The sequence below is a fragment of the Seonamhaeicola aphaedonensis genome, from assembly GCF_003386195.1.
Taxonomy (GTDB): Bacteria; Bacteroidota; Bacteroidia; order Flavobacteriales; family Flavobacteriaceae; genus Seonamhaeicola; species Seonamhaeicola aphaedonensis.
Genome location: NZ_QRDX01000001.1, coordinates 114,716 through 136,152 on the forward strand (window position 1 = coordinate 114,716; position 21,437 = coordinate 136,152).

Sequence of the window (21,437 nt, forward strand, 5' to 3'; positions counted from 1 at the left end):
ATGAATAATTATCCAATTTCTTTAAGCATTAAGTCTAAACCTTCTCTTATTATCTTTTGATGTGGTTGTTTAGAAACGCATACAAATTCCGTTAACGCGAAATCTTCAGGAGCTACTTCGTACATCCCTAAAGCTTCCATTTCATCTAAATCCTTGTACATACAGGCTTTTAAGATTTGTAATGGATAAATATCTAAAGGAAAAACTTCTTCATAACCTCCAGTAACTACAAAAGCCCTGTGTTCACCATTAGTGTTGGTATTCAAATCGTATTCCTTTTTTGAGTTCAACCAGGAAAATGTTAACGCTCTTGAAGTAGAAATTTTATTAAAAACAGGCTTATTCCATCCAAATAATTCATAATCATCACCTTCAGGAATCACAGTTATCACATTGCTGTAATAATCTAAAGCACCATCAGGTCGTATTTCTTTACCACTCAACACATTACCAGAAATAATTCTAGGATTAGCATCTTTAGATATGCCCTTATCATAAATCATTGTAGCTACTTCACTACCTATTTTAGTAGTAAAATATCTTGGTTTCTCTACCAAAGAACCAGCTAAAGCAACAACACGTTCTGCATTAAACTTTCCAGTTAATAATAACTCGCCAATAATAACTAAATCTTGCGCACTAACCGTCCAAACTATTTCTCCTTTGTTAATAGGATCTACTTTGTTTATTAAAGTTCCTACATTTCCTGAAGGATGTGGACCAGACACTTTATGAATGCTTGCTCCTGAAACAGATGCTAGAGGAGAATTTGAATTTTTACCTACTGATATGTGAACTGCACCTTCGGTAAGCTTGCCTAGTGCGGTAACTGCCGCTTGTAATTCTGCTTCCTTTCCTTGTAGTGTAAAATCTAAATCAGCTGCTAAAGGTGCACTAGCATAACCCGATACAAAAATTGCCTTAGGTGCTTTATCTGGATTAGCAATAACATCATAAGGACGCTGCTTTATAAACGGCCAACATCCTGAGTTTAGTAGTTTACCTAAAACCTCTTCTTGGGTTGCAGCATCAACGTCAAGTTTGCCGTGGTCTTTATAGGTTTGAGTTTTATCTACCTGAATTTTAATAGCTAAAATTCTTCTTTTGGCACCGCGTATAATTTCCGATATTTCGCCAGAAACTGGAGAAACAAATTTTACATTTTCGTTAGACTTGTCATAAAACACAGGTTCACCCGCTTTTACTTTAGCTCCAACTTTTAAAATCAATTTAGGAATAACGCTGTGAAAATCTTCAGGTCTAATGGTACAAGTATTGCTCACAATTGCCGAGTCTAGAGTTTTTTCGGCAGCACCTTTAAGTTTAATGTCTAGACCTTTTTTGATGCGAATGTCGTTTGACATATTTTTTTTATTGAAATTAGTTGTCTAAAAATCGGGGCAAAAATACGAATTTAAAATACAGTTATCATAAAAAATAAATAGAATTTTATGAACTTATTAATAAAACCTATTTTGGGCATAAAATTTGTTTACCTTTACATAAATCATATACATTCATGCATTTAAAACTTAAAGGACTTTTCCTTTTTTTCTTCATTTATTATCATGGTTTTTGTCAATTAAAAGAGGCCACCCCCCCAGATTATATCAAAACCATCAACTTTAAAGGTAATACTCCAGAAGTACAATTACCAGTTTTAAAATTAGGAGATCAACTAACACTTGAATTTGATGCGCTCAACGGAAATGAAGATGATTTTTACTATAAAATTCAACATTGTAATTTTGACTGGACACCTTCTATCTTAGCAAAAACTGAATATTTAGATGGTTTTGACAACCAACGTATTAGAAACTATGAAAACTCTTTCAATACGCTTCAAATTTATTCCAATTACAAGTTAACCATCCCCAATCAATTCACAACTAGATTAAAAAAGTCTGGCAACTATGTAATTGGTATTTATAACAGCTATGACGAATTAGTGTTTTCCAGAAAGTTTATGATTTATGAAGATAAAGCCAATGTTGGTTTAAACATAAAACGTTCTATGGATATTCAATACTTAGAAGAAAAACAACGTGTTGAAATAATAATTGTACCAAAAAACATACAGCTAAATAACCCCATTCAAACGGTTAAAACACTTATTGTGCAAAATAATAATTTACATACAGCAATTTCTAATTTAAAGCCTCAATACACTGTTGGAAATCAACTTATTTTTAAATATGATTCCCAAGCTAGTTTTTGGGGAGGCAATGAGTATTTTTATTTTGAAAACAAAGATGTTAGAGCCGCATCCAACGGTGTACAAAATATAGATTTGCAAGACCTCTACCACGGTTATTTATTTACCAACATTCAACGTAGTAATAATCCATATACATACAATCCAGATATAAATGGTACTTATCTCATCACTAATGTGGATGGAGGTGACCCAAGTATAGAATCAGATTATGTTTGGATACATTTCTCATTAAAAACCAATCCTGAATTCGATACAAGTAAATCGGTGTTTATCTACGGTAATTTTAACAACTACGCCCTTAATGAGAGTAATAAAATGAGTTTTGATTCTAATAGAGGTATCTATACAGGTGCTATTTTATTAAAGCAGGGATTTTATAACTACAAGTATGTAACTCTAGAAAACGATGTTTTAAACGAGGGTAGTATAAGTGGTAATTTTTATCAAACCGAGAACAATTATAAAGTACTTGTTTATTACAGAGATTTAGGTGGACGTTATGATAAGATTATTGGTTTAGGAGAAGCAAGTTCAATTAACATAAGCAACTAAAACGGGTATTTTAACTATTTTTTTGATTTCAAGATTTAAAAAATATTATTTTTGTGGTTAAAACTATTGTATATCAATATGTAATATGGTACAGCAAGTAACCAAAGGCATTAAAATTTCTGTTGAAACTACTTTTGAAGGCTCATTTTATAAAAACTATAAAATACAGTATGCTTTTGGATACAAAATAACTATTGAAAACCAAGGAAAAGACTCTGTTCAATTACAAGCACGACATTGGGAAATTTTAGACGCCCTTAATAATGAGGAAATTGTTGACGGCGAAGGTGTTATTGGCAAGAAACCTGTTTTAAAACCAGGAGAATCCCACACTTATACATCTGGCTGTTTATTAACCTCCCCTTTTGGTGCGATGCAGGGATATTACACGATGGTAAACTTTACCACCACCAAAAAGTTTCAAGTTAACATTCCAACTTTTAAGTTAAGTGCTCCTTTTGCCATAAATTAGGGAATCCTTACAAACCTATACACACAACCATGCTGTCTTACATGGAAGAATTTACAATTGGAGTAATGCACAAACTCAAAGTTTTCTCGATAGGAGAACCTATTATCTTCAACTTTAAAAAGGGCATCTATATCAATATGTCCATAAGGTGATAGTCTTCTGAAACGATATTCCAACGCCTTTTCAGTTTGGTAAAGCTCAAACCAAGCACCAGCAGCAATACCAGAAAGCCACTGCCCATTTTCATGAACTTCGTCATGATGTTTTGGCTTTAAAGTCCCCACTAAATCTACTTGATGATCCTTGAGTTTATCTAAAAAACAACGTAGGTTTTCACTAGTTTGAGACCCCTTAAAATCAGAAATTATTCCGGTTTCAGAAACTTCGTAAACATGATTTTCGGTATCTGCCAGCATCACATTACCTACAGTACTTGGAGTGAACCATTTTGATTTTAAGAGTCGTTTTTTAATGACACTATCAGTAACCCCTGCAATCAAACTATCGGTGACAAAACGCGCACAATTACAAGCCTCTTTTATAAATGCAGCATAACGTATAAAATGTTTTTCCTGCATATTGTTAATATGTGCTCTTGCCTTTTTGTAATCCACTGCAGTACAAACCGAAGCTACTAATTTACCATCACCATGAGTAAGCCTGGGATTAGTACCCAGAAACTTCAAAATGGCATTTAAGTTTATTATTTGATTGTTTTCAATCTGGGCCTTTAAAGGAAAGTGAAGTTCATTATCTGTATCTCTACCACGTACACGCCCTGTAGGTTCTGGTGTAATGTATCTTCCAAAATCATGATACTCTAGTATACCTTTAGCCTTATCAATTAATACCAATGCAGCATGACCTGCTCTTAAATAGTTTTTCTTACCAACGCCTAAATAGCGTAAATAGGGTGAAAACCACTCCTCTGAAACCATAACAATAGTTTCTGGATAAGCCAATGTTAAAATGATTCCAGTATTATTCATTGACTATTTGTGGTAAATTAAAGGTTTTGATTGCAATGGTTCCATCTTGTAGATTCTCATAAGACATTTCAATGGTATCACCTTGCTTTATTACTTGGGTTATACTGGTTGTTTTAACAAACCCCCTATCCATCACAACACCATAATCCTTGTTATCTCTTCCTGCCTTGTTATGAAACCTTAAAATAGATTCAGCATTCAGATCATTTTTAGCCCTAAACTCTTTAAACCACTGTTGACGTTCTTGTTTCATTTCTTCGGAATACAATGTTGAAGATGACCACAATTTAGTAGCTATTGGCAACTCTCTAAAATGTTTTTTTTCACCGTCCCAAACCAGTTCCATAAATTTCAACTTTTGATTCCAATCAACTAAGACCATAGTGAATGGTTCTACATCATTCATATTGTAAGTCTCAACCGTAGAAATTATCTTTTCTGCAATCATAAAATCTTTAGCTACTAATCCTCTACTTTTTCGGTAGCTAGCTTTACGTTCATGAATTTCAAAACCTCCATTCAACATACAAACCAATCGTTTTTTTTCGCTTACTCCAATCCAAGTTCCTGTTGATAACTCATCTTTTGGAAATAACATTTTTATACCTTCAAATTGATAAAAATCGGGTGATGAAGAAACTCTATTTGGGGCTTCGTCTCTATTAGAAGTTAAAATAAAATTATTTGTTCCTTGAGGAATAATAGTAACCGTACACATAAAATTTGTAGTCTAAATACTGTGTAGCAACTTACAAAAATTAACTTGAATTTAAGAAGCGCTCTCTTTAATAAGCAATTTAATTATTCGTAAATTTGTAGGTAATTCACTGAATTATTTTTAACAGAAATAGATTAATTATGGGAAAAGGATTTTTCAACGTACCAATTGCTGTCAACGAAACAGTAAAAAGCTATGCTCCAGGTTCTCCAGAGCGTGATGCTGTTTTAAATACCTACAAAGAGATGTTTCATAGCAAAATTGATGTACCCTTATATATAAACGGAAAAGATGTTGAAACTGGAAATACCAGAACCATGTCTCCCCCACATGATCATCAACATATTGTAGGCACATATCATTTAGCTCAACAATCTCATATTGAAGAAGCTATTACCTCTGCATTGGAAGCAAGAAAAACTTGGTCTCAAATGCCTTGGGAACAACGTGCAGCTATCTTTTTACGTGCGGCTGAATTAATTGCAGGTCCTTACAGAGCCAAAATAAATGCAGCAACTATGATTGCACAATCAAAAACAATCCATCAGGCAGAAATTGATTCTGCATGTGAATTAATAGATTTCTTAAGATTTAATGTGCAATTCATGATCGATATTTACAGAGAACAACCGGAAAGTACAAGTGAGGCTTGGAACCGAGTGGAATATAGACCTCTAGAAGGATTTACTTATGCGGTTACGCCTTTTAACTTTACAGCTATTGCTGGAAATCTACCGGCTTGCATGGCACTTATGGGTAATGTAGTAGTTTGGAAACCTAGTGACAGCCAAATTTATTCTGCTAAAGTTATAATGGATGTGTTTAAGGAAGCTGGTGTTCCTGCTGGGGTCATCAATGTTGTTTTTGGAGACCCAGTAATGATTACCAACACCGTTTTAGCGAATCCAGACTTTTCCGGATTACATTTCACGGGTTCTACCTTCATATTTAGAGAACTCTGGAAACAAATAGGAAATAACATTCATAACTATAAGACCTACCCTAGAATTGTTGGCGAAACTGGAGGAAAAGACTTTATAGTAGCACATAAATCTGCAAATGCAAAACAAGTGGCAACCGCTATTTCTAGGGGTGCCTTTGAATTTCAGGGACAAAAATGTAGTGCCGCTTCAAGAGCATATATACCAGAAAGTTTATGGGAGGATGTAAAAAACTATGTAATTGAAGACGTAAATTCTTTTAAAATGGGGTCTCCAGAGGATATGAGTAATTTCATTACGGCGGTAATTCACGAGGGGTCTTTTGATAAACTTGCAAAATATATAAACCAAGCTAAAACTGATAGTGATGCTGAAATTATTGTAGGTGGTGGGTTTGACAAAAGTAAAGGTTACTTTATTGAACCAACAGTAATTGTAACTTCCAACCCCAAATATACCACTATGTGCACAGAATTGTTTGGCCCTGTAATTACTATCTATGTTTATAAAGATGATGATTTTGCTCAGACTTTAAAGCTTGTAGATGAAACTAGTGAGTATGCTTTAACAGGCGCTATTTTGTCTACAGATAGGTATGCTATTGATGAAGCTACAATTGCTTTACAGAATAGCGCTGGTAATTTCTATATTAATGACAAACCAACCGGAGCCGTTGTTGGTCAACAACCATTTGGTGGAGCCAGAGCATCCGGAACCAATGATAAAGCAGGAAGTGCTCAAAATTTAATGCGTTGGGTGTCTCCACGATTGATAAAAGAAACATTCATTACACCTGAAGACTACAGGTATCCTTTTTTAGGTTAGTAATAGACTTTGTTTAATTATATTAATAAGTAACCAGATTTTTCTGATTGCTTTTCTGTTTTTTTGAATGAAAATTTAACTATATTTCCAATAAAATTGCGGCATATTATTTGATGCTTTAACTGGTATATGAAAAGAATCCTACTTATTATACTAATTACATTTCCAACACTATCTTTTGGACAAGCAAATAAATTCTACAGGAAAGCACTTAGAACCATTGATTCAGAAGAAAAAATAAAACTACTTGATGAGGCTATCTCTTTAGACCCTAGCCATCTTGATGCCTATTTTCAAAGAGCCTTAGCTAAAAATGATTTAGGTGATTTTAGTGGTGCCATTATAGATTACTCTAAAATAATACTAAACAAACCTGATCCTGATAGTTACTTTAATAGAGGAAATTCTAGATTTAGTTTAAAAGATTTTATTGGGGCTAAAAATGATTATGCCAAGGCCTATGAACTTGACCCCAATTTTATTGATGCCCTGTATAGTTTAGCTTGTGTTAAATATGACCTTCAAGAATACAAAGAGGCAATCAAAGATTTTAACAAAATTTTAAAAATAGCTCCTAACTTTCCAGAAGTTTATATGCTAAGAGCAGCCTCTTACAAAGCCCTAGATATGCCAAAAACGGCCTTAAAAGATTATATGTTAGCCATCTATATTTCTCCTAACGCTAACACCTATTACAACCGCGGTGTATTTTATCTAGAAATAAATAATTATTCAAAAGCTATTAAAGACTTAACTAGGTCTCTTCGTTATAATAATAATAACACCTTTGCCCACTTTTACCGAGGCGCCGCACATCTTATTTCAGGAAAACACGATAAAGCTATTGAAGATTTCACCAACGCTTTAGCAATTGACTCTATGGATTTTGATGCCCTTTTAGGTTTAGCCCTTACTTATTATAAAATAAATGATATTTCTAACGCTAAACTTAATTTAAAAAAGGCCAATAGTATTTTAAGCGTAGAAGATGATGTTATTTCAACTGAACAATATGAAAACACCTATTGGTTTCAAAACCAACACCACTTTTTCCTTAACAATTTAAATGCCTTAGAAAAAAATCTCGAAAACTAGTTTTTGAATTTTTGCGGCAAGTGAACCAATTTTTTGGTTTCAAAAAATTCTCTGCTTAAATTCATATGCAAAATAATATATTGTTGACAACTACAACCATAGGACTATAATTTAAAACTCTTTACATACTCACTAGGTGTTTGTCCAAATTGTTTTTTAAAACAGGTTCTAAAATACTTGGTATCTGAAAAACCAACCATAAAAACAACTTCCGTTATTGAATATTGACCAGATCGAATAAGTGTAGCTGCTCTTTTTATTCGGATAGTTCTAATAAATTCTGAAGTAGATTGACCAGTAATAGACTTTATTTTTTTGTGAAGTGCAGAACGACTCATACCAATATCTAATGAAAATTTTTCTACTGAATAATCAGAATTATCAATGTTTTTATCAATAAATTTAAAAGATTTCTTTAAAAAGTTTTTATCTAATTTACTGGATAATTCTTTCCAACTAGAGGGTGTAGATTTTGTCTTGAATTTTTCGGCCCATTGCTGTTTGGTTTTTAAGATATTATTGACTCTAAGCCTCAGAATCTCCATATTGAAAGGCTTTAACACAAATTCATCTGCTCCTGCTTCTAAACCTTCCTTCTCGTTTTCAATCCCTAATTTTGCAGTAAGAATTATTACAGGAATATGGCTTGTATTGATATCATTTTTAATTATTTTACACATTTCTACACCATTCATTATAGGCATCATTAAATCCGAAATAATAATATCTGGCCCCATTTTTAACGCGAAGTCTAAACCTTCTTGTCCGTTTTTAGCACTTATAACTTTGTAATAGTTTTCAAAATAATTTGATAAATACTCTCTTAAATCTGTGTTATCTTCAACTATTAATAATGTTGGAGTTTCCTTAGTGTATTCAACTTTTATTTTGGCTTTAGGAGGCTCTATTAAGTCGCTTTTAAAATCTTTTACTTCTTTTTTAACGAAACTAAAATTATACTGTTTTGGATGAATTTCAAGCATGGCATCATCTTCATATTCTCCCTTAGATATAGGAAATGAGACGGTACAGGTAGTTCCTTTGCCTACAGTGCTATCCATGAAAATATTGCCTTTATGAATTTCAATCAGTCGTTTTGTATAGGCCAAGCCTAAACCAGAACCAGTTTGTATACTATTACTTTCTTTTTTAATTTGATAAAACCTTTCAAATACACTTGATAAATCATCACTAGCTATACCAATCCCTTCATCAACAACTTTTATAATGGCACATTCTTTACCATCAATACTTTCTTTATCTAAAATTAATGTAATGCTTTTACCAGGAGATGTAAACTTGAAAGCGTTGGATAATAAATTGTATACCACTTTTTCAATTTTATCATTGTCAAACCATGCCTGAATAGAGTTTTTAGTTGACTTGAATTTGAAATTTATTTGTCTTTCGGCAGCGATTTCCTTAAAGGCGTTATAAATTTCAGTTAGAAAACTTACAAGATTACCTTCTTCCACTATTAAATTTACATTACCAGACTCAGCACTTCTGAAGTCTAATAATTGATTAATTAGCTTTAATAGACGTGTTGAATTTTTATACATTATAGCATTTAAGCGCTGTAGATATTTTGTATCATTACTTCCCTCCATAATCTGCTGTAGAGGTCCTATTATAAGGGTTAATGGTGTTCTTAATTCATGAGAAATATTTGTAAAAAACCTTAATTTCATCTGATTCATCTCTTCAGACTTTTCATGTAAGGCACTTTCCAATTTTATTTGATTCTTTAGCTTTATTTGATTCCATCTTACTCTATTTACTATAAAACCAATGACTCCTAAAAGCAAAACAAAAAATACAATTGCAGTAGTTGTTAGGTACCAAGGTGGTGTAATTGTTATCATTATTTCCTTAGGAACATCACTCCAAACAGAAGAACTATTAGAACCATATACTTTAAAAATATAATCTCCGGGAGGTACGTTTGTATAAGATGCAAATTTACGCTCTTGACCTATTGTATTGTGCGAATTTTCCTCAAAACCTTCTAAAACAAATTTGTACCTGTTTTTTTTGGGGTTAGAAAAGTGCATGCTTGAAAATTCAAATTCAAAAGAATTTAAATGATGTGGTAATACAATTTTTTCTGTTTCATTTAACCCTTTATTTAATATGATTTTACCATCTACTTCTTCATTAACCCCTACAGGTTTATTAAATAGTTTGAAATCTGTAAGTGTAACCTGCGGCTTTTGAGAATTAACAGTTAAATTATTAGGGTAAAAAAATGTAAATCCACCTACACCACCACATATCATCATTCCTGATTTTGTGAATTCCATGGCATTATCTACAAATTGATCCACATCAAACCCATCTTCTTTTTCAAAATATATTATTTTTCCAGTACTAGGGTTTAACTTAGAAATTTGTCTTGTATGAATCGACCATATGTTGCCTTTAAAATCTTCTTTTACTTGAGTGACAACATTACTCGGCAAACCATTTTCAACTGTATAATTTGTAAATTTAAAATCATTTTTATTTGAATAACTTAAGCAATTTAACCCACCCCCGTAAGTACCAAAATATAAATCACCATTTTTAGCTTGATGAATATCTAGTATATGGCTACTACTTAAGGTATTTTGATTCTCAGGGTTGCTATAAAATTTTTCAAAAGTTACTTCCCCTGTAGAGGAGCGGTTTAATTTATTTAAGCCGTCAACTGTTCCCACCCAAATATTACCTTGTTGGTCTTCTAAAATATCCCTTATGTTATTGCTAGACAAGCTTGTAGAATCTCTTAAAGATGCATTGTAATTAGTGGTGTAGTAGGAGTTGGTTTCCTTATTAAAACTCATTTTTATTAAACCTTTTTCCCAAGGTCCAAACCAGATATTTCCTTTTCTGTCTTCCTCAATAGCAAAAACCCGACTATCTATTTTATTTCCTAAATAATCTTTTACACCATCAATTTCTTTAATGTTATATGTTTTAGATGTCTCATTGTAATCTATTTTAAATAAACCATTTAAAGCGCCCACCCATATAGCACCTTCTCTATCACTTATTAAGCGTTTTACTTCTGGGAAAAATGTGGCTTTATTTTTTTTTATGTCACTAATTGAATCTAAATATATTATTGGGGAAACAGATGTACTGGAAACATTATTTCTGAATATGTTTTTATCTAGACCTGCAATAATTCCTTTCTGTGTTCCAAACCAAAAATTACCCTTTTTATCTTCGCAGAGGGTAACTATTTGAGATTTAAATAACTGTGATGAATACTCAGTACTTAAATACTCGGTTGAATTGTAAAAAGAATGACTTTCTAAATCCATTTTAAACAAACCATTAGTTAAAGCACACAACCACAACACATTGGAGTTGTCAATGAAGATTTTTTGAATATCTTGATTATCTATTAGGTTTTTTAATTGTTTGTTTTTTGATAAATTTTGAATTTCTCCAGATTCATCATTATAGTTTAAAAGCAATCCGTTTCCTGCTATCCATATTCTACCTTCTTTATCACCAGACATATTAACAAGCCGTTGCTCTTTTAATTGGTTAAGAGCTATACTGTTTTTAAGATTTATTGTTTTGGATTCAATAACTTTTAAATTGTCGTTTAATTTTATTTTTAACAACTCAAGGTCTTCATTTACAATCCATAACGTATTATTCGGATATTCTAAGATATCAAGAGCAGTACGTTCACTATCAAACAATGATTCTGTATAATCTGTAGCATCAATAGATAGTTTTGGGGTTGTCCCATCTCTTACAATGTCAATTTGATGTAGCTTAACAGTCTTAGATGGTGTTAAAAACCAAAATTTACCATTTGCAGATGGTTTAATGTTTTTAATATCTAGTTTAAACCCACCATATTTATTCAAGAAAAACTCATATTTTAATTTACCTTGATTATCAATTTCAAAAAGCTTTATACCATCTAGAGAATCAATAAAGAAAATTCCCGATTCAGACTGATATATACTGTTTTTACCAGTAAATACAGGGTTAGCACCTGTCTCAAAATAAGTATTAATAATTCCTGTATCTGGATTTATTCTATTAAGACCCGCTATGGTTCCTACCCATATATAGCCATCTTTATCTTCAAACAGCTTAAGTATAACACTACTACTTAAACCCTTATCGTCTACACCATAGTTATATAACTTCATGGAATAGCCATCGTACTTATTAACTCCATTTAAAGTAGCAAACCACAAGTAACCGTTCTTGTCTTGAATAATGCTAGTAACCCTATTATGGGATAACCCTTCTTCTGCACCCGTTTGATGTAACCGCCATTGCGAAAACATAGAGGTATAAATGAGTAAAAAAAAGACCGTAAAGTAAAACTTTCTTATGGATAAAATCATTTATAGTTTAAAACCTTTGTTAAATACTTTGCTAAATATAAGTATAAACAATTTCTAATTTACCTTGATAAAACACAAATTCTATCAAGTCGTTTTAATTTGAAATATTGAATCTGAGCTTATAAACTAAAATCATAAAACAATCATTCGTGTGTCTAAAACTATATATTTAGATTTAAGTTAATGCTCCAAAAAACAACTTAAGTTGTGATTTTAAAAAGTAAAAGAATAGAACTAACCTAATGCCCAATTAAAGTATGATAAGTAAGTTTTATCTTTTAGTAAAAATTTGAAACAACTATTTTATGCAGATGCTCTATGGATAAAATTGAAAGGTACTTTATATTTTCCTCTTTCCTTGTTTAAAATCATTTTGGCCGCCATATCTCCCATAACATTAAAGTCTGTAGATACTACTGAAATTCCAAAAAGATTTTTAAGAGGTGTATCGTTATAAGAAATAACACCAATGTCTTCTCCAAGTTTAAATTCTTTCTCTCTCGCTTGTTCTACAAAAGTAACCAATTCCGACTCTTCGATAATAATGTATAAATCTCCTTTATTTATGTTCATGTCAAGAGATACTTCGTCTATTATCTCAAAATCAAATTGATGTGTGTCACAAAACCTTCTAAAGCCATAAAAAATTCTTCTAGGATATGGGTAAATTGATTCTTGGGGATATACCAATATTATTTTTTGGTATTTTTTTAATATGTGTAGCCCTTCTGTCAATGCACCGTATATATCCTTCTCGAAATCTTGATACACTGTTATAATCTGGTTTTGATTTGATTCTAACGCATTATCCATTAAAATGAGTTTGTTCTCTGGTATTTTCTTTAAAGCATTAGAAACTTTTGGAGTCATGCTAGTGTGCTCCAAATTCTCTGTTTTAAAATGAGGCATAATCACATAATAATCATAAGACAATTTGTGCTTGTCCAGTAGGTTTAAAAATAGTGTTTCATCTCCATTATAAATATGGATATCTGTATGTGCATTTTCTCCAATAGAATCAGCAAAGGCATTATATATTTTCATTTTATAAGCACTCAACTTATTAATTAAAAATAAAATATTAATCTTAGATATAAGTTCTGTTCTTGCTATGTAAAAACCTTTGCCCCTTATAGAAGAAATGACATTGCGCTCTTTTAAAATATTATATGCTTTTTCAACGGTGTCACGAGACACAAATAAATTTTCGCTAAAACTATTGATTGATGGAATTTTTTGATCCATAACTAAATTTCCAACGGAAATATTATGAATTATAGATTTAACAATTTGCTCATATTTAGATTCTCTTGATTGGTCATCGATTTTAATAAATTCTGTTATTTCCATTTTATTAAAGTTTAAAAGTTAGAGTGTTAGAATATTTAGTTGGTAAACATGTTGCGTTCTAGTGAAAAATGTTTACTACAATATTATAATGTTCTTGCTGTTTCCTTAAGGAGATATGTTTTTGACAAGGGGGTAAAAGGCTACTTTTACAGGGGTATATGTTTTTAATTTAGGGGGTAAATGTGTAAGTCTAGCAACCTTTATGGTTAAGAAATCAACTATCTAGAAGGGTTTATAAAGAAACTAATATCTCTCTCTATGACTTTAAGTAACGACTGAAATGCTAGTTGTTTGTAGTATCTAAATAATCTTAAGTGTTTATTTATTAGTCTAATAAATAGATTAAAAAAGAGTATGTTTTAACCCGTTGTGCATTTTAAACAATGCTGATTTTAATATTGTTAATATTTCTTTCAAAGATAAACCTGTTTATGTATTGCACCACAGTTAAGGCTGTTATCTTGGATAGTATTCTGGTCTTGAAGCCTTCAAAAGACTTGGCATAGTTGCGCCTTATCATAAACTGGTCGCAAAGTTGTGAGAAGAGCGTTTCAATTCGTTTCCTCGATTTTCTAAAAACAAAAGGCTGCCTTTTGTGGTCGTATTGGTTTGTTCTCATTGGGGTTGAGAGTTTTATGTTGCAGCTTTGAAAAAGATTGAGTTGTACTTTTGCCGATAAATAGCCTTTGTCCCCAATTAATGTACAGTCATTTAGTTGTGCTTTAATGTCTTTTAGGTAATTAATGTCGTGCACCGATGCTGGTGATAGGTCGATGCTATGGGATACGCCTCTGACCGAGCATACCGCGTGCAATTTATAACCATAGTATGTCGAGCTTTGGGCTGCGCAATACCCTTTATCGGGTTGCGAGTACTGATTTTCTCTGCATATTGTTGAACGCCCACTTCTTGAGAGTTTGCAAACCTCCAAAGGCATACTATCTACAATGAAAACATCCTCAAACTCATTGAAATCAAAAGCTAACCTTGAGCGAATATCTTCGATATGGCAAGCCAACCTCCTCCTTCTCCTGTTGTAAACGCTACGCTCAATTTTGGCGAGCAGTGTTTTTGGCAACTTTCTAAACAAGTCATTTTCACTATCAATACCTAAATATTCAGAGGTTAAACTAAGGCTAACTAACTCTAAATCGGTCATTTTAGGCTGACGCCTTTGACATGCTATCAACTGTTGTTCTGATATGTTTTGTAAAACTTCCAATATTCTTTCGTAAATTGCGTTTAAGTTGTTCATTGTTGATGTTTTATAGCTAAAACAATTTACTGATTATCAGTAAGATGAACAACTTTTTTGTTTTAAATCATAATGCACAACGGGTTATGTTTTAATTAAGTTCTATCTTTTTTACACCTTTATAACCCCCTGCTTGTACACCAATACTTTCTGGAGCGAATTTGGAAGGGTCAAATGTCTTATTTGGTATAGGTATTACAGCATTAGATTCAGCTATACGATTTTCAATTATTTTATCTAGTTCGATTATTTTTTCAGGGTATACCTCAGAAAGGTCATTGTGTTCGCCAATATCCCATTTTAAGTTATAAAGTCGATAACCGTGTTTAAAATCTTTACCTAAGTGAAAGATTCGAATTAATTTCCAATCTCCTGAACGAACAGAAATTGAAGCCGGCAACCAATCTGGTACCTTTGGTTGATGAGGAAAAAATGTAATAATCCCATCTCTTTCAATGGTTTCTCCTTTTAACGTAGGTGTTATATCCATACCATCAACAATATGATCTTTGGGCAGAGGTATATTTGTTAGATTTAAAAGTGTTGGATAAAAATCTATAGATTGGATTATTTGATCTGATTTTGTTCTAGGAGTTGCTACACCTGGACAAGATATTATAGTTGGTACTCTAATACCGCCCTCATACAAGGTTGCTTTCCCCCCTCGCAGAGGTCTATTACTTGTTGGTGGAGTAATATATTTTTCTCCTGAGGGTAAAAAATCAATGATGCCATTATACATGTTTCCACCGTTGTCACTTGTAAAAACAATAATGGTATTATCTGCAAGACCTAATCTGTCAATCTCATCTAACAATCTCCCTACTGCTTGGTCTAAAGAATGTATCATAGCTGCATATGTAGAAGAATGTTGCAAATCTGTTAGGTCTACTTTAGAACTATAATATTTTTTTAAGGTTTCTTTGGCATCAAAAGGGGCATGTACAGAAAATTGCCAGTAGTTCATAAAAAAAGGTTTAGACTTATCTACATTTCTTAACCAAGAAACAGCTTCCTCTGCCATTCTATCCTCTATATGTTCTTGGGCATATTTTTCTTTAAAACTAGGGTATTTCCAAGGAGCCACAAAACTCTCTGCAGGCCCAGGACCTGGCCAATGCGGTATATCAATATCAAAACCATGTTGCAACGGAGAATACGGTTCTCTTCCTAAATGCCACTTTCCAAAATGTGCCGTAGAATAGCCTGCCTTTTTAAATTGCTTTACTAAAGTGGGGAGTTTATTATCTAATCGCGATACCGAAATACAATTTACTGCCTTATTCTCACTATTTGGGTTTTCTTCAAGCGATGCCTTAAGCAATTCTTTTTCTAGGTGTGCTGTTGGCGCGGTAATACCTGTTCGTAAAGGTGTTTGCCCTGTTAAAATACTAGACCTAGTTGGAGAACACAAAGGGCTTGCGGCATAGGCATTAGTATACGTTACGCCTCTTGCTGCTAATCGTTCTAAATTTGGCGTTTCGTAGAATTTAGTATTTCCGTATAAGGTTACATCGCTCCACCCTAAATCATCGGCTAAAATAAATACAACATTTGGTTTATCTTGTGCATTAGAATTTACAGTTAAGATGAATACAAAAAGTAAAAAAAATAGTTTTTTCATTATGTCATTTTTAAAAATCTCAACTAAATCCATTCATTAATCTTTATAATTTAGCTGTAACAATATTAATATAAATGAAATGAAAAAGCATCCTGTTGCTTCTGTGAGAAGAACATGTCTTTTTATTTTTTGGTTTAGGTAAAGATTTAATCTTGAAATCTTAAATCATGATTTTTACTGACATCAAAACTTAAGTGTTTCACAAAGTACTTATAGATATCCCTGTTGAGTTTAATTTAGTGATATATCCCATTTCATCTTTAGTGTATATTTTGTAAAGTATCTATTTTCTGTAGGTTTTATAGAAATGAAATTTCTTTCTCCTAGCATCAAAAAGCGCCTATTTATATGAATTTCCAACAGAAACGACAGGATGCAAAAATCTATTTTTAGTAATAAGTTTGTTGAACTAAAATCATTTCTTAATAATTCTTTAGTAATTAGTTAAAAAAGATAAATGAAAAAAATCACACTCATATTTCTATCAATAATTCTGCTTCATTCTTGTTCAAAAGAAGCAGAGGATAACATTTCAATAAGCAAAATAACTGTTAATTATTTTGAAAGTCCAATAGGTATTGATGATCCAAATCCAAGTATTAGTTGGACAATGTCATCTAACGGAAGAAACAAAAAACAAACTGCCTACCAAATTAAAGTAGCAAGTTTAAAGGAATCATTAAATACTGACGACAACACACTCTGGGATACTGGGAAATTAGTGTCAGCACAAAATTCACAAGTACGCTATGCAGGTAAAGAATTGCAATCTGGACAACATTGCTATTTTAAAGTTAGAATTTGGGATGAAAATGATGTTGCTTCATCTTGGAGTGAAGTAAGTATGTGGACCATGGGATTACTAAATAAGTCTGATTGGAAAGCAAAATGGATTGGTTATAAAACAACTGATAAAAACAAAAAAGACACTTTACATTTACCGCCTCCGCCATATTTACGAAAATCATTTACCACCAAAGCCAACGTAAAAAATGCTACGCTTTACGTAACGGCACTTGGTGCTTTTGAGATGTCTTTGAATGGTAAAAAAATAGGTGAAGATTTTTTAACACCTGGTTGGAGTGACTACAATAAACGTATTTATTATAAAACTTACAACGTAACTTCTCATTTAAACGAAGGAGAAAATACCATAGGTGCTATATTAGGAGATGCTTGGTATGCTGGTTATGTAGGTCCAAAAGTATTATCTAAACCTAGAAACAGAGAGTTATATGGTTTGCATCCTGGATTGCTTTCACAACTAGAAATTGAATACGATAATGGCGAAAAAGATATTATAACTTCTGATGAAAGTTGGAAAGCTAATGAAGGGCCTCTCATTTATGCCGATTTACTTATGGGGGTAGCCTATAACGCTAATTCAGAACTTCCAAATTGGAATACTACCAATTACGATGATAAAGATTGGAAACCTGTGTTCATCCACAAAGGCACAGAAGGTGTTATTCAGGCCTACCCAGGGAACAGCATACAAGTATATGATGAGATTGAACCCATTGAAATTACCGAGCCTAAAAAAGACACGTACATTTTTAATTTAGGTCAAAACTTTGCAGGACATGCAAGACTACAAGTTAAAGGAAACAAAAACGATACCATAGTTATCCGTTTTGGAGAAAGGTTACATGATGATGGTAGATTAATGACCGAAAATTTAAGGTTTGCGCGCGCTACAGACACCTATATTTTAAAAGGCGAAGGCACTGAAGTTTGGGAGCCTAAATTTACATATCATGGATTTCAATATGTTGAAGTTACAGGTCTTAAAACAAAACCTAGTAAAAAAACAATTACAGGTATCCCTTTTGGGTCATCAATCCCTTTTGAAAGTTCGTTCACTTCTTCTGATGAGGTTTTAAATAAAATGTATCAAAATGTGGTATGGACACAACATTCTAATTTTATGGAAGTACCTACAGATAGTCCGCAACGCGATGAGCGTTTGGGGTGGCTCGGAGACGTACAAATCTTCTCTAGGTCTGCACTTTACAATGCTAACATAGGTGCGTTTAATACAAAATGGTTTGCAGATGTTCGTGACGCGCAGTATGATAATGGGCCTTATGCTGTTTTTGCTCCTCGACCATACCCTAAGTTGGTTTGGTATTCTCCAGGGTGGATGGAAGCTGGTGTAATGGTGCCTTACAACACCTATAAATTCTACAATGACACAAAAATTATAGAAAGTCATTATGAATCTATGACCCGATTCATGGACTATCACATAGAAAAAAGTAAAGCGCATAAGTTTTACCCAGAGCATTCTTGGGCAGACGCAAAACCTGAAGGTGGTTTTGGAGATTGGTTGTCTATGACGGACAAGCACCTTTCACATGATATACTTGCATCTATGCATTATCAATATGCGTTAAAGATTATGTCTGAAATGAGTGGTGCTATTGGCAAGCAAGAAAAGGCAAACTATTATGAGGCCTTATATAACGAATCGGTTAGCGCATTTATAAAGCACTATATAGATGAAGATGGAAAGTTTCAAATCGATGAAGCTGTTTACGGAAAAGCGAAAGGCTATTTTGAAGGAGAAAGAGGCTTTACAGGTCATACACAATCAGCGTATGCAACAGCTATTTATTTTGATTTATTACCTCCAGAACTAAAAGAAAAAGCAGGAAAACATCTTGTAGATTTATTAGCTGAAAATAATAATTTACCATCTTCAGGAATTCTGGGAATCAGGCAGTTACTACCAGCATTATCTTCTATTGGACGCTCTGATTTAGCTTACGAAATTTTATTAAAAAAGGATTATCCTAGTTGGGGTTTCCAAGTAAAAAACGGTGCTACAACAATTTGGGAACGATGGAATAGTTACACACCGGAAGATGGTTTTAATGGAGAGATGAATGCCAAAATGAACTCTTTTAACCACTATGCCTTTGGTGCATTTTCTCAATTCCTATTTAGTGATATAGCAGGCATTAAAACCAAGGATGCGGGTTTTAAAAATATAGTAATTAAACCAAAATTAGGTAATAAGGCATTGACTGATGTTAATGCAAAATACGCTTCTATCAATGGGGATATTGTTTCTTCTTGGTCAATTGACGATTCCAATTTTAATTTAGAAGTAGAAATACCTGTAAATACTAAAGCTTCTGTATATATACCTTTTAAAGAAGGAGGTGTTGTATTAGAATCTGGTAGTGAAATCGATTCAAAACTTATAAAGTTTGTAAAACATGAAGGGGACTATAAGGTTTATGAAATTGGGTCAGGAAGCTACAAGTTTCAATCTGAAATATAATTTTTATTCCTAAGAGGTTGAATAGCATTAAGATACTGTTTAAAACAAAATTCTTCTACATTTTGCTATTAGCAGTAGTGCTTAGCAACTGTAAATCGGAGCCAAAGCATGAATATGGTAGTACAATAAGTATCAACACTGAGGATATACAAAATGGAAAATTAATTTTTGAGCAAAAATGTAGTCACTGCCATAATTTTAAAAAGGACGCAATAGGGCCTAATCTTAGTGGGATTACAAAAGAGGTTAGTGAAGCGTGGATAAAAGAATTTATTAAGAATCCATTTAAGATGATATCTCAAAAGGATCCCAGAGCAAAAGCCTTACATCAAAAATATAAAACATTTATGCCGGAGTTTTCATATTTATCCGAAAAGGAATTTAACGAACTTCTAAGTTACATGAATTCTTATTTAAAGAAGGAAGCGTCTGGTAATAAAAATTTAGAAGACGTTATAGATAATCCAATTAAAGACACACTTGTGTATTCTGAAGATAACGCACATATAGAGTTTGTAGCTCAAGTACCTGCTTCTTCGAAAAACGGTCCTTTAGCTCGAATAAATAAGATGGCATGTACTACTAATTCTGGGCGGGTTTTTATCAACGATTTAAGAGGAATGCTTTATGAATTGAAAGATAATAAGCCGAAGTTATATGCTTCAATCTCTAAATATCACGATAGTTTTATGTCTGAACCAGGACTAGGCACTGGGTTTGGAAGTTTTACTTTTCATCCAAACTTTTCAGAAAACGGATTATTTTATACTGCGCATTCTGAAAAATTGCATAAAACGAAGGCTGATTTTTTACTTCCAGACAGTATTCCCGTAAAACTACAATGGGTTATTAAAGAATGGAAAAGTAAAGACCCCAAAAGCAAAGTCTTTGAAGGTTCAACTCGAGAGCTTTTGCGTATTGATTTTGTTACTGTAATGCATGGTATTCAGGAAATTACCTTTAATCCACATAGTTCTAAAAATGATTCAGATTATGGGATGCTATACATTGGTGTTGGAGATGGAGGCAGTGTTGCTTATGGTTTTCCAAAAATAGCGTTGCATGGTGGGGCTCAAGTTTGGGGAACAATTTTGAGAATAGATCCTAGTGGTAGTAATAGTGATAATGGTAAATATGGCATTCCAAAAGATAATCCCTTTGTAAATGCAAATAATAAAAAAAGGGAAGTTTGGGTTTATGGACTAAGAAACCCTAATAGAATTTGCTGGAATACAGAAGGACAAATGTATGCCAGCGATATTGGGCATAATATAGCGGAGGAAGTAAACATTATAGAACCAGGTAAGTTTTATGGCTGGCCTATTAGAGAAGGTAGGTTTTTAGTAGACCCTAATGGAAATCAAAGTTTAGCGTATCCTTTACCAGATAACGATGCCGATTTTGGTGTTACATATCCTGTAATTCAATATGATCATGATGATGGTTCAGCTATTAGCGGAGGGTTCTTTTCTAATACAGCTACATTTAAGGGGAAATACATTTTTGGAGATATTCCAGAGGGTACTGTTTATATAGCAGATCTTTCAGAAGCCAACACTGACAAAAGGAATATTAAAAAGTTGAATATAGTTTTTAAAGGAAAGCAAACAGATTTTGGACAGCTTACCAATAAACGTCGTATAGACCTTAGGTTAGGTCAAGATTGTGATGGAAACATGTATATGTTTACCAAAGCAGATGGGAAGATTTATAGAATGATTAATGAATAGTGATGAATTTATACGCGC

13 protein-coding genes are annotated in these 21,437 nt (G+C 32.8%); 6 read left to right on the plus strand and 7 right to left on the minus strand.

Annotated elements, in window-relative coordinates:
* Positions 1-8: 8 nt before the first annotated feature.
* A complete protein-coding gene (locus tag DFQ02_RS00600) occupies positions 9-1,364 on the minus strand; it encodes a Na(+)-translocating NADH-quinone reductase subunit A (RefSeq protein WP_116039056.1) in 1,356 nt (451 codons plus the stop codon).
* A 155-nt stretch (positions 1,365-1,519) separates the two neighbouring features.
* Here DFQ02_RS00600 and DFQ02_RS00605 point away from each other — a divergent pair, with 155 nt between their 5' ends.
* On the plus strand, positions 1,520-2,770 hold the full coding sequence (locus DFQ02_RS00605) for a type IX secretion system plug protein (RefSeq protein ID WP_116039057.1): 1,251 nt from the start codon (positions 1,520-1,522) through the stop codon (positions 2,768-2,770).
* Positions 2,771-2,855: 85 nt separating this feature from the next.
* A complete protein-coding gene (gene apaG, locus DFQ02_RS00610; protein WP_116039058.1) occupies positions 2,856-3,242 on the plus strand; it encodes a Co2+/Mg2+ efflux protein ApaG in 387 nt (128 codons plus the stop codon).
* Here the strand turns inward: apaG and DFQ02_RS00615 are convergent.
* Positions 3,239-4,231: a DUF6695 family protein gene (locus tag DFQ02_RS00615; RefSeq protein ID WP_116039059.1), complete on the minus strand. Its 993-nt coding sequence runs from the start codon at positions 4,229-4,231 to the stop codon at positions 3,239-3,241. The genes apaG and DFQ02_RS00615 overlap by 4 nt on opposite strands.
* The gene (locus DFQ02_RS00620) at positions 4,224-4,949 is read right to left on the minus strand and encodes an NRDE family protein (RefSeq protein ID WP_116039060.1); all 726 of its coding nucleotides are present in this window, start codon (positions 4,947-4,949) and stop codon (positions 4,224-4,226) included. Before DFQ02_RS00620 ends, DFQ02_RS00615 begins: the two co-directional genes overlap by 8 nt.
* Positions 4,950-5,089: 140 nt before the next feature.
* Between DFQ02_RS00620 and pruA the strand changes: the two genes are divergently transcribed.
* Together pruA and DFQ02_RS00630 are read left to right on the plus strand one after the other, a co-directional pair.
* The gene (gene pruA, locus DFQ02_RS00625) at positions 5,090-6,715 is read left to right on the plus strand and encodes an L-glutamate gamma-semialdehyde dehydrogenase (protein WP_116039061.1); all 1,626 of its coding nucleotides are present in this window, start codon (positions 5,090-5,092) and stop codon (positions 6,713-6,715) included.
* Positions 6,716-6,844: 129 nt separating this feature from the next.
* Positions 6,845-7,810: a tetratricopeptide repeat protein gene (locus DFQ02_RS00630; RefSeq protein WP_116039062.1), complete on the plus strand. Its 966-nt coding sequence runs from the start codon at positions 6,845-6,847 to the stop codon at positions 7,808-7,810.
* A gap of 104 nt (positions 7,811-7,914) precedes the next feature.
* On the opposite strand, the gene DFQ02_RS00635 is transcribed toward DFQ02_RS00630, so the two are convergent.
* The 4 genes from DFQ02_RS00635 to DFQ02_RS00650 all read right to left on the minus strand — a co-directional run bounded on the left by DFQ02_RS00635 (position 7,915) and on the right by DFQ02_RS00650 (position 16,400).
* Positions 7,915-12,171 (minus strand): hybrid sensor histidine kinase/response regulator transcription factor, encoded by a 4,257-nt coding sequence (locus DFQ02_RS00635; protein WP_116039063.1) that lies wholly within the window; start codon positions 12,169-12,171, stop codon positions 7,915-7,917.
* A 303-nt stretch (positions 12,172-12,474) separates the two neighbouring features.
* Positions 12,475-13,521, minus strand: a complete 1,047-nt coding sequence (locus DFQ02_RS00640) for a GntR family transcriptional regulator (protein ID WP_181896321.1) — start codon at positions 13,519-13,521, stop codon at positions 12,475-12,477.
* Between the two features lie 376 nt (positions 13,522-13,897).
* Entirely contained in the window at positions 13,898-14,776 is an 879-nt protein-coding gene (locus tag DFQ02_RS00645; RefSeq protein WP_116039064.1) for an IS982 family transposase, read from the minus strand.
* Positions 14,777-14,867: 91 nt separating this feature from the next.
* Entirely contained in the window at positions 14,868-16,400 is a 1,533-nt protein-coding gene (locus tag DFQ02_RS00650) for a sulfatase (RefSeq protein WP_116039641.1), read from the minus strand.
* Between the two features lie 457 nt (positions 16,401-16,857).
* Between DFQ02_RS00650 and DFQ02_RS00655 the strand changes: the two genes are divergently transcribed.
* Both DFQ02_RS00655 and DFQ02_RS00660 read left to right on the plus strand, forming a co-directional pair.
* Positions 16,858-19,689, plus strand: coding sequence for an alpha-L-rhamnosidase (locus DFQ02_RS00655; protein WP_116039065.1), 2,832 nt, complete (start codon positions 16,858-16,860; stop codon positions 19,687-19,689).
* Positions 19,690-19,751: 62 nt separating this feature from the next.
* Positions 19,752-21,419 carry a PQQ-dependent sugar dehydrogenase gene (locus DFQ02_RS00660; RefSeq protein WP_220340178.1) on the plus strand — a complete coding sequence of 556 codons (1,668 nt, stop codon included), beginning with the start codon at positions 19,752-19,754 and terminating at the stop codon, positions 21,417-21,419.
* Positions 21,420-21,437: the final 18 nt, after the last annotated feature.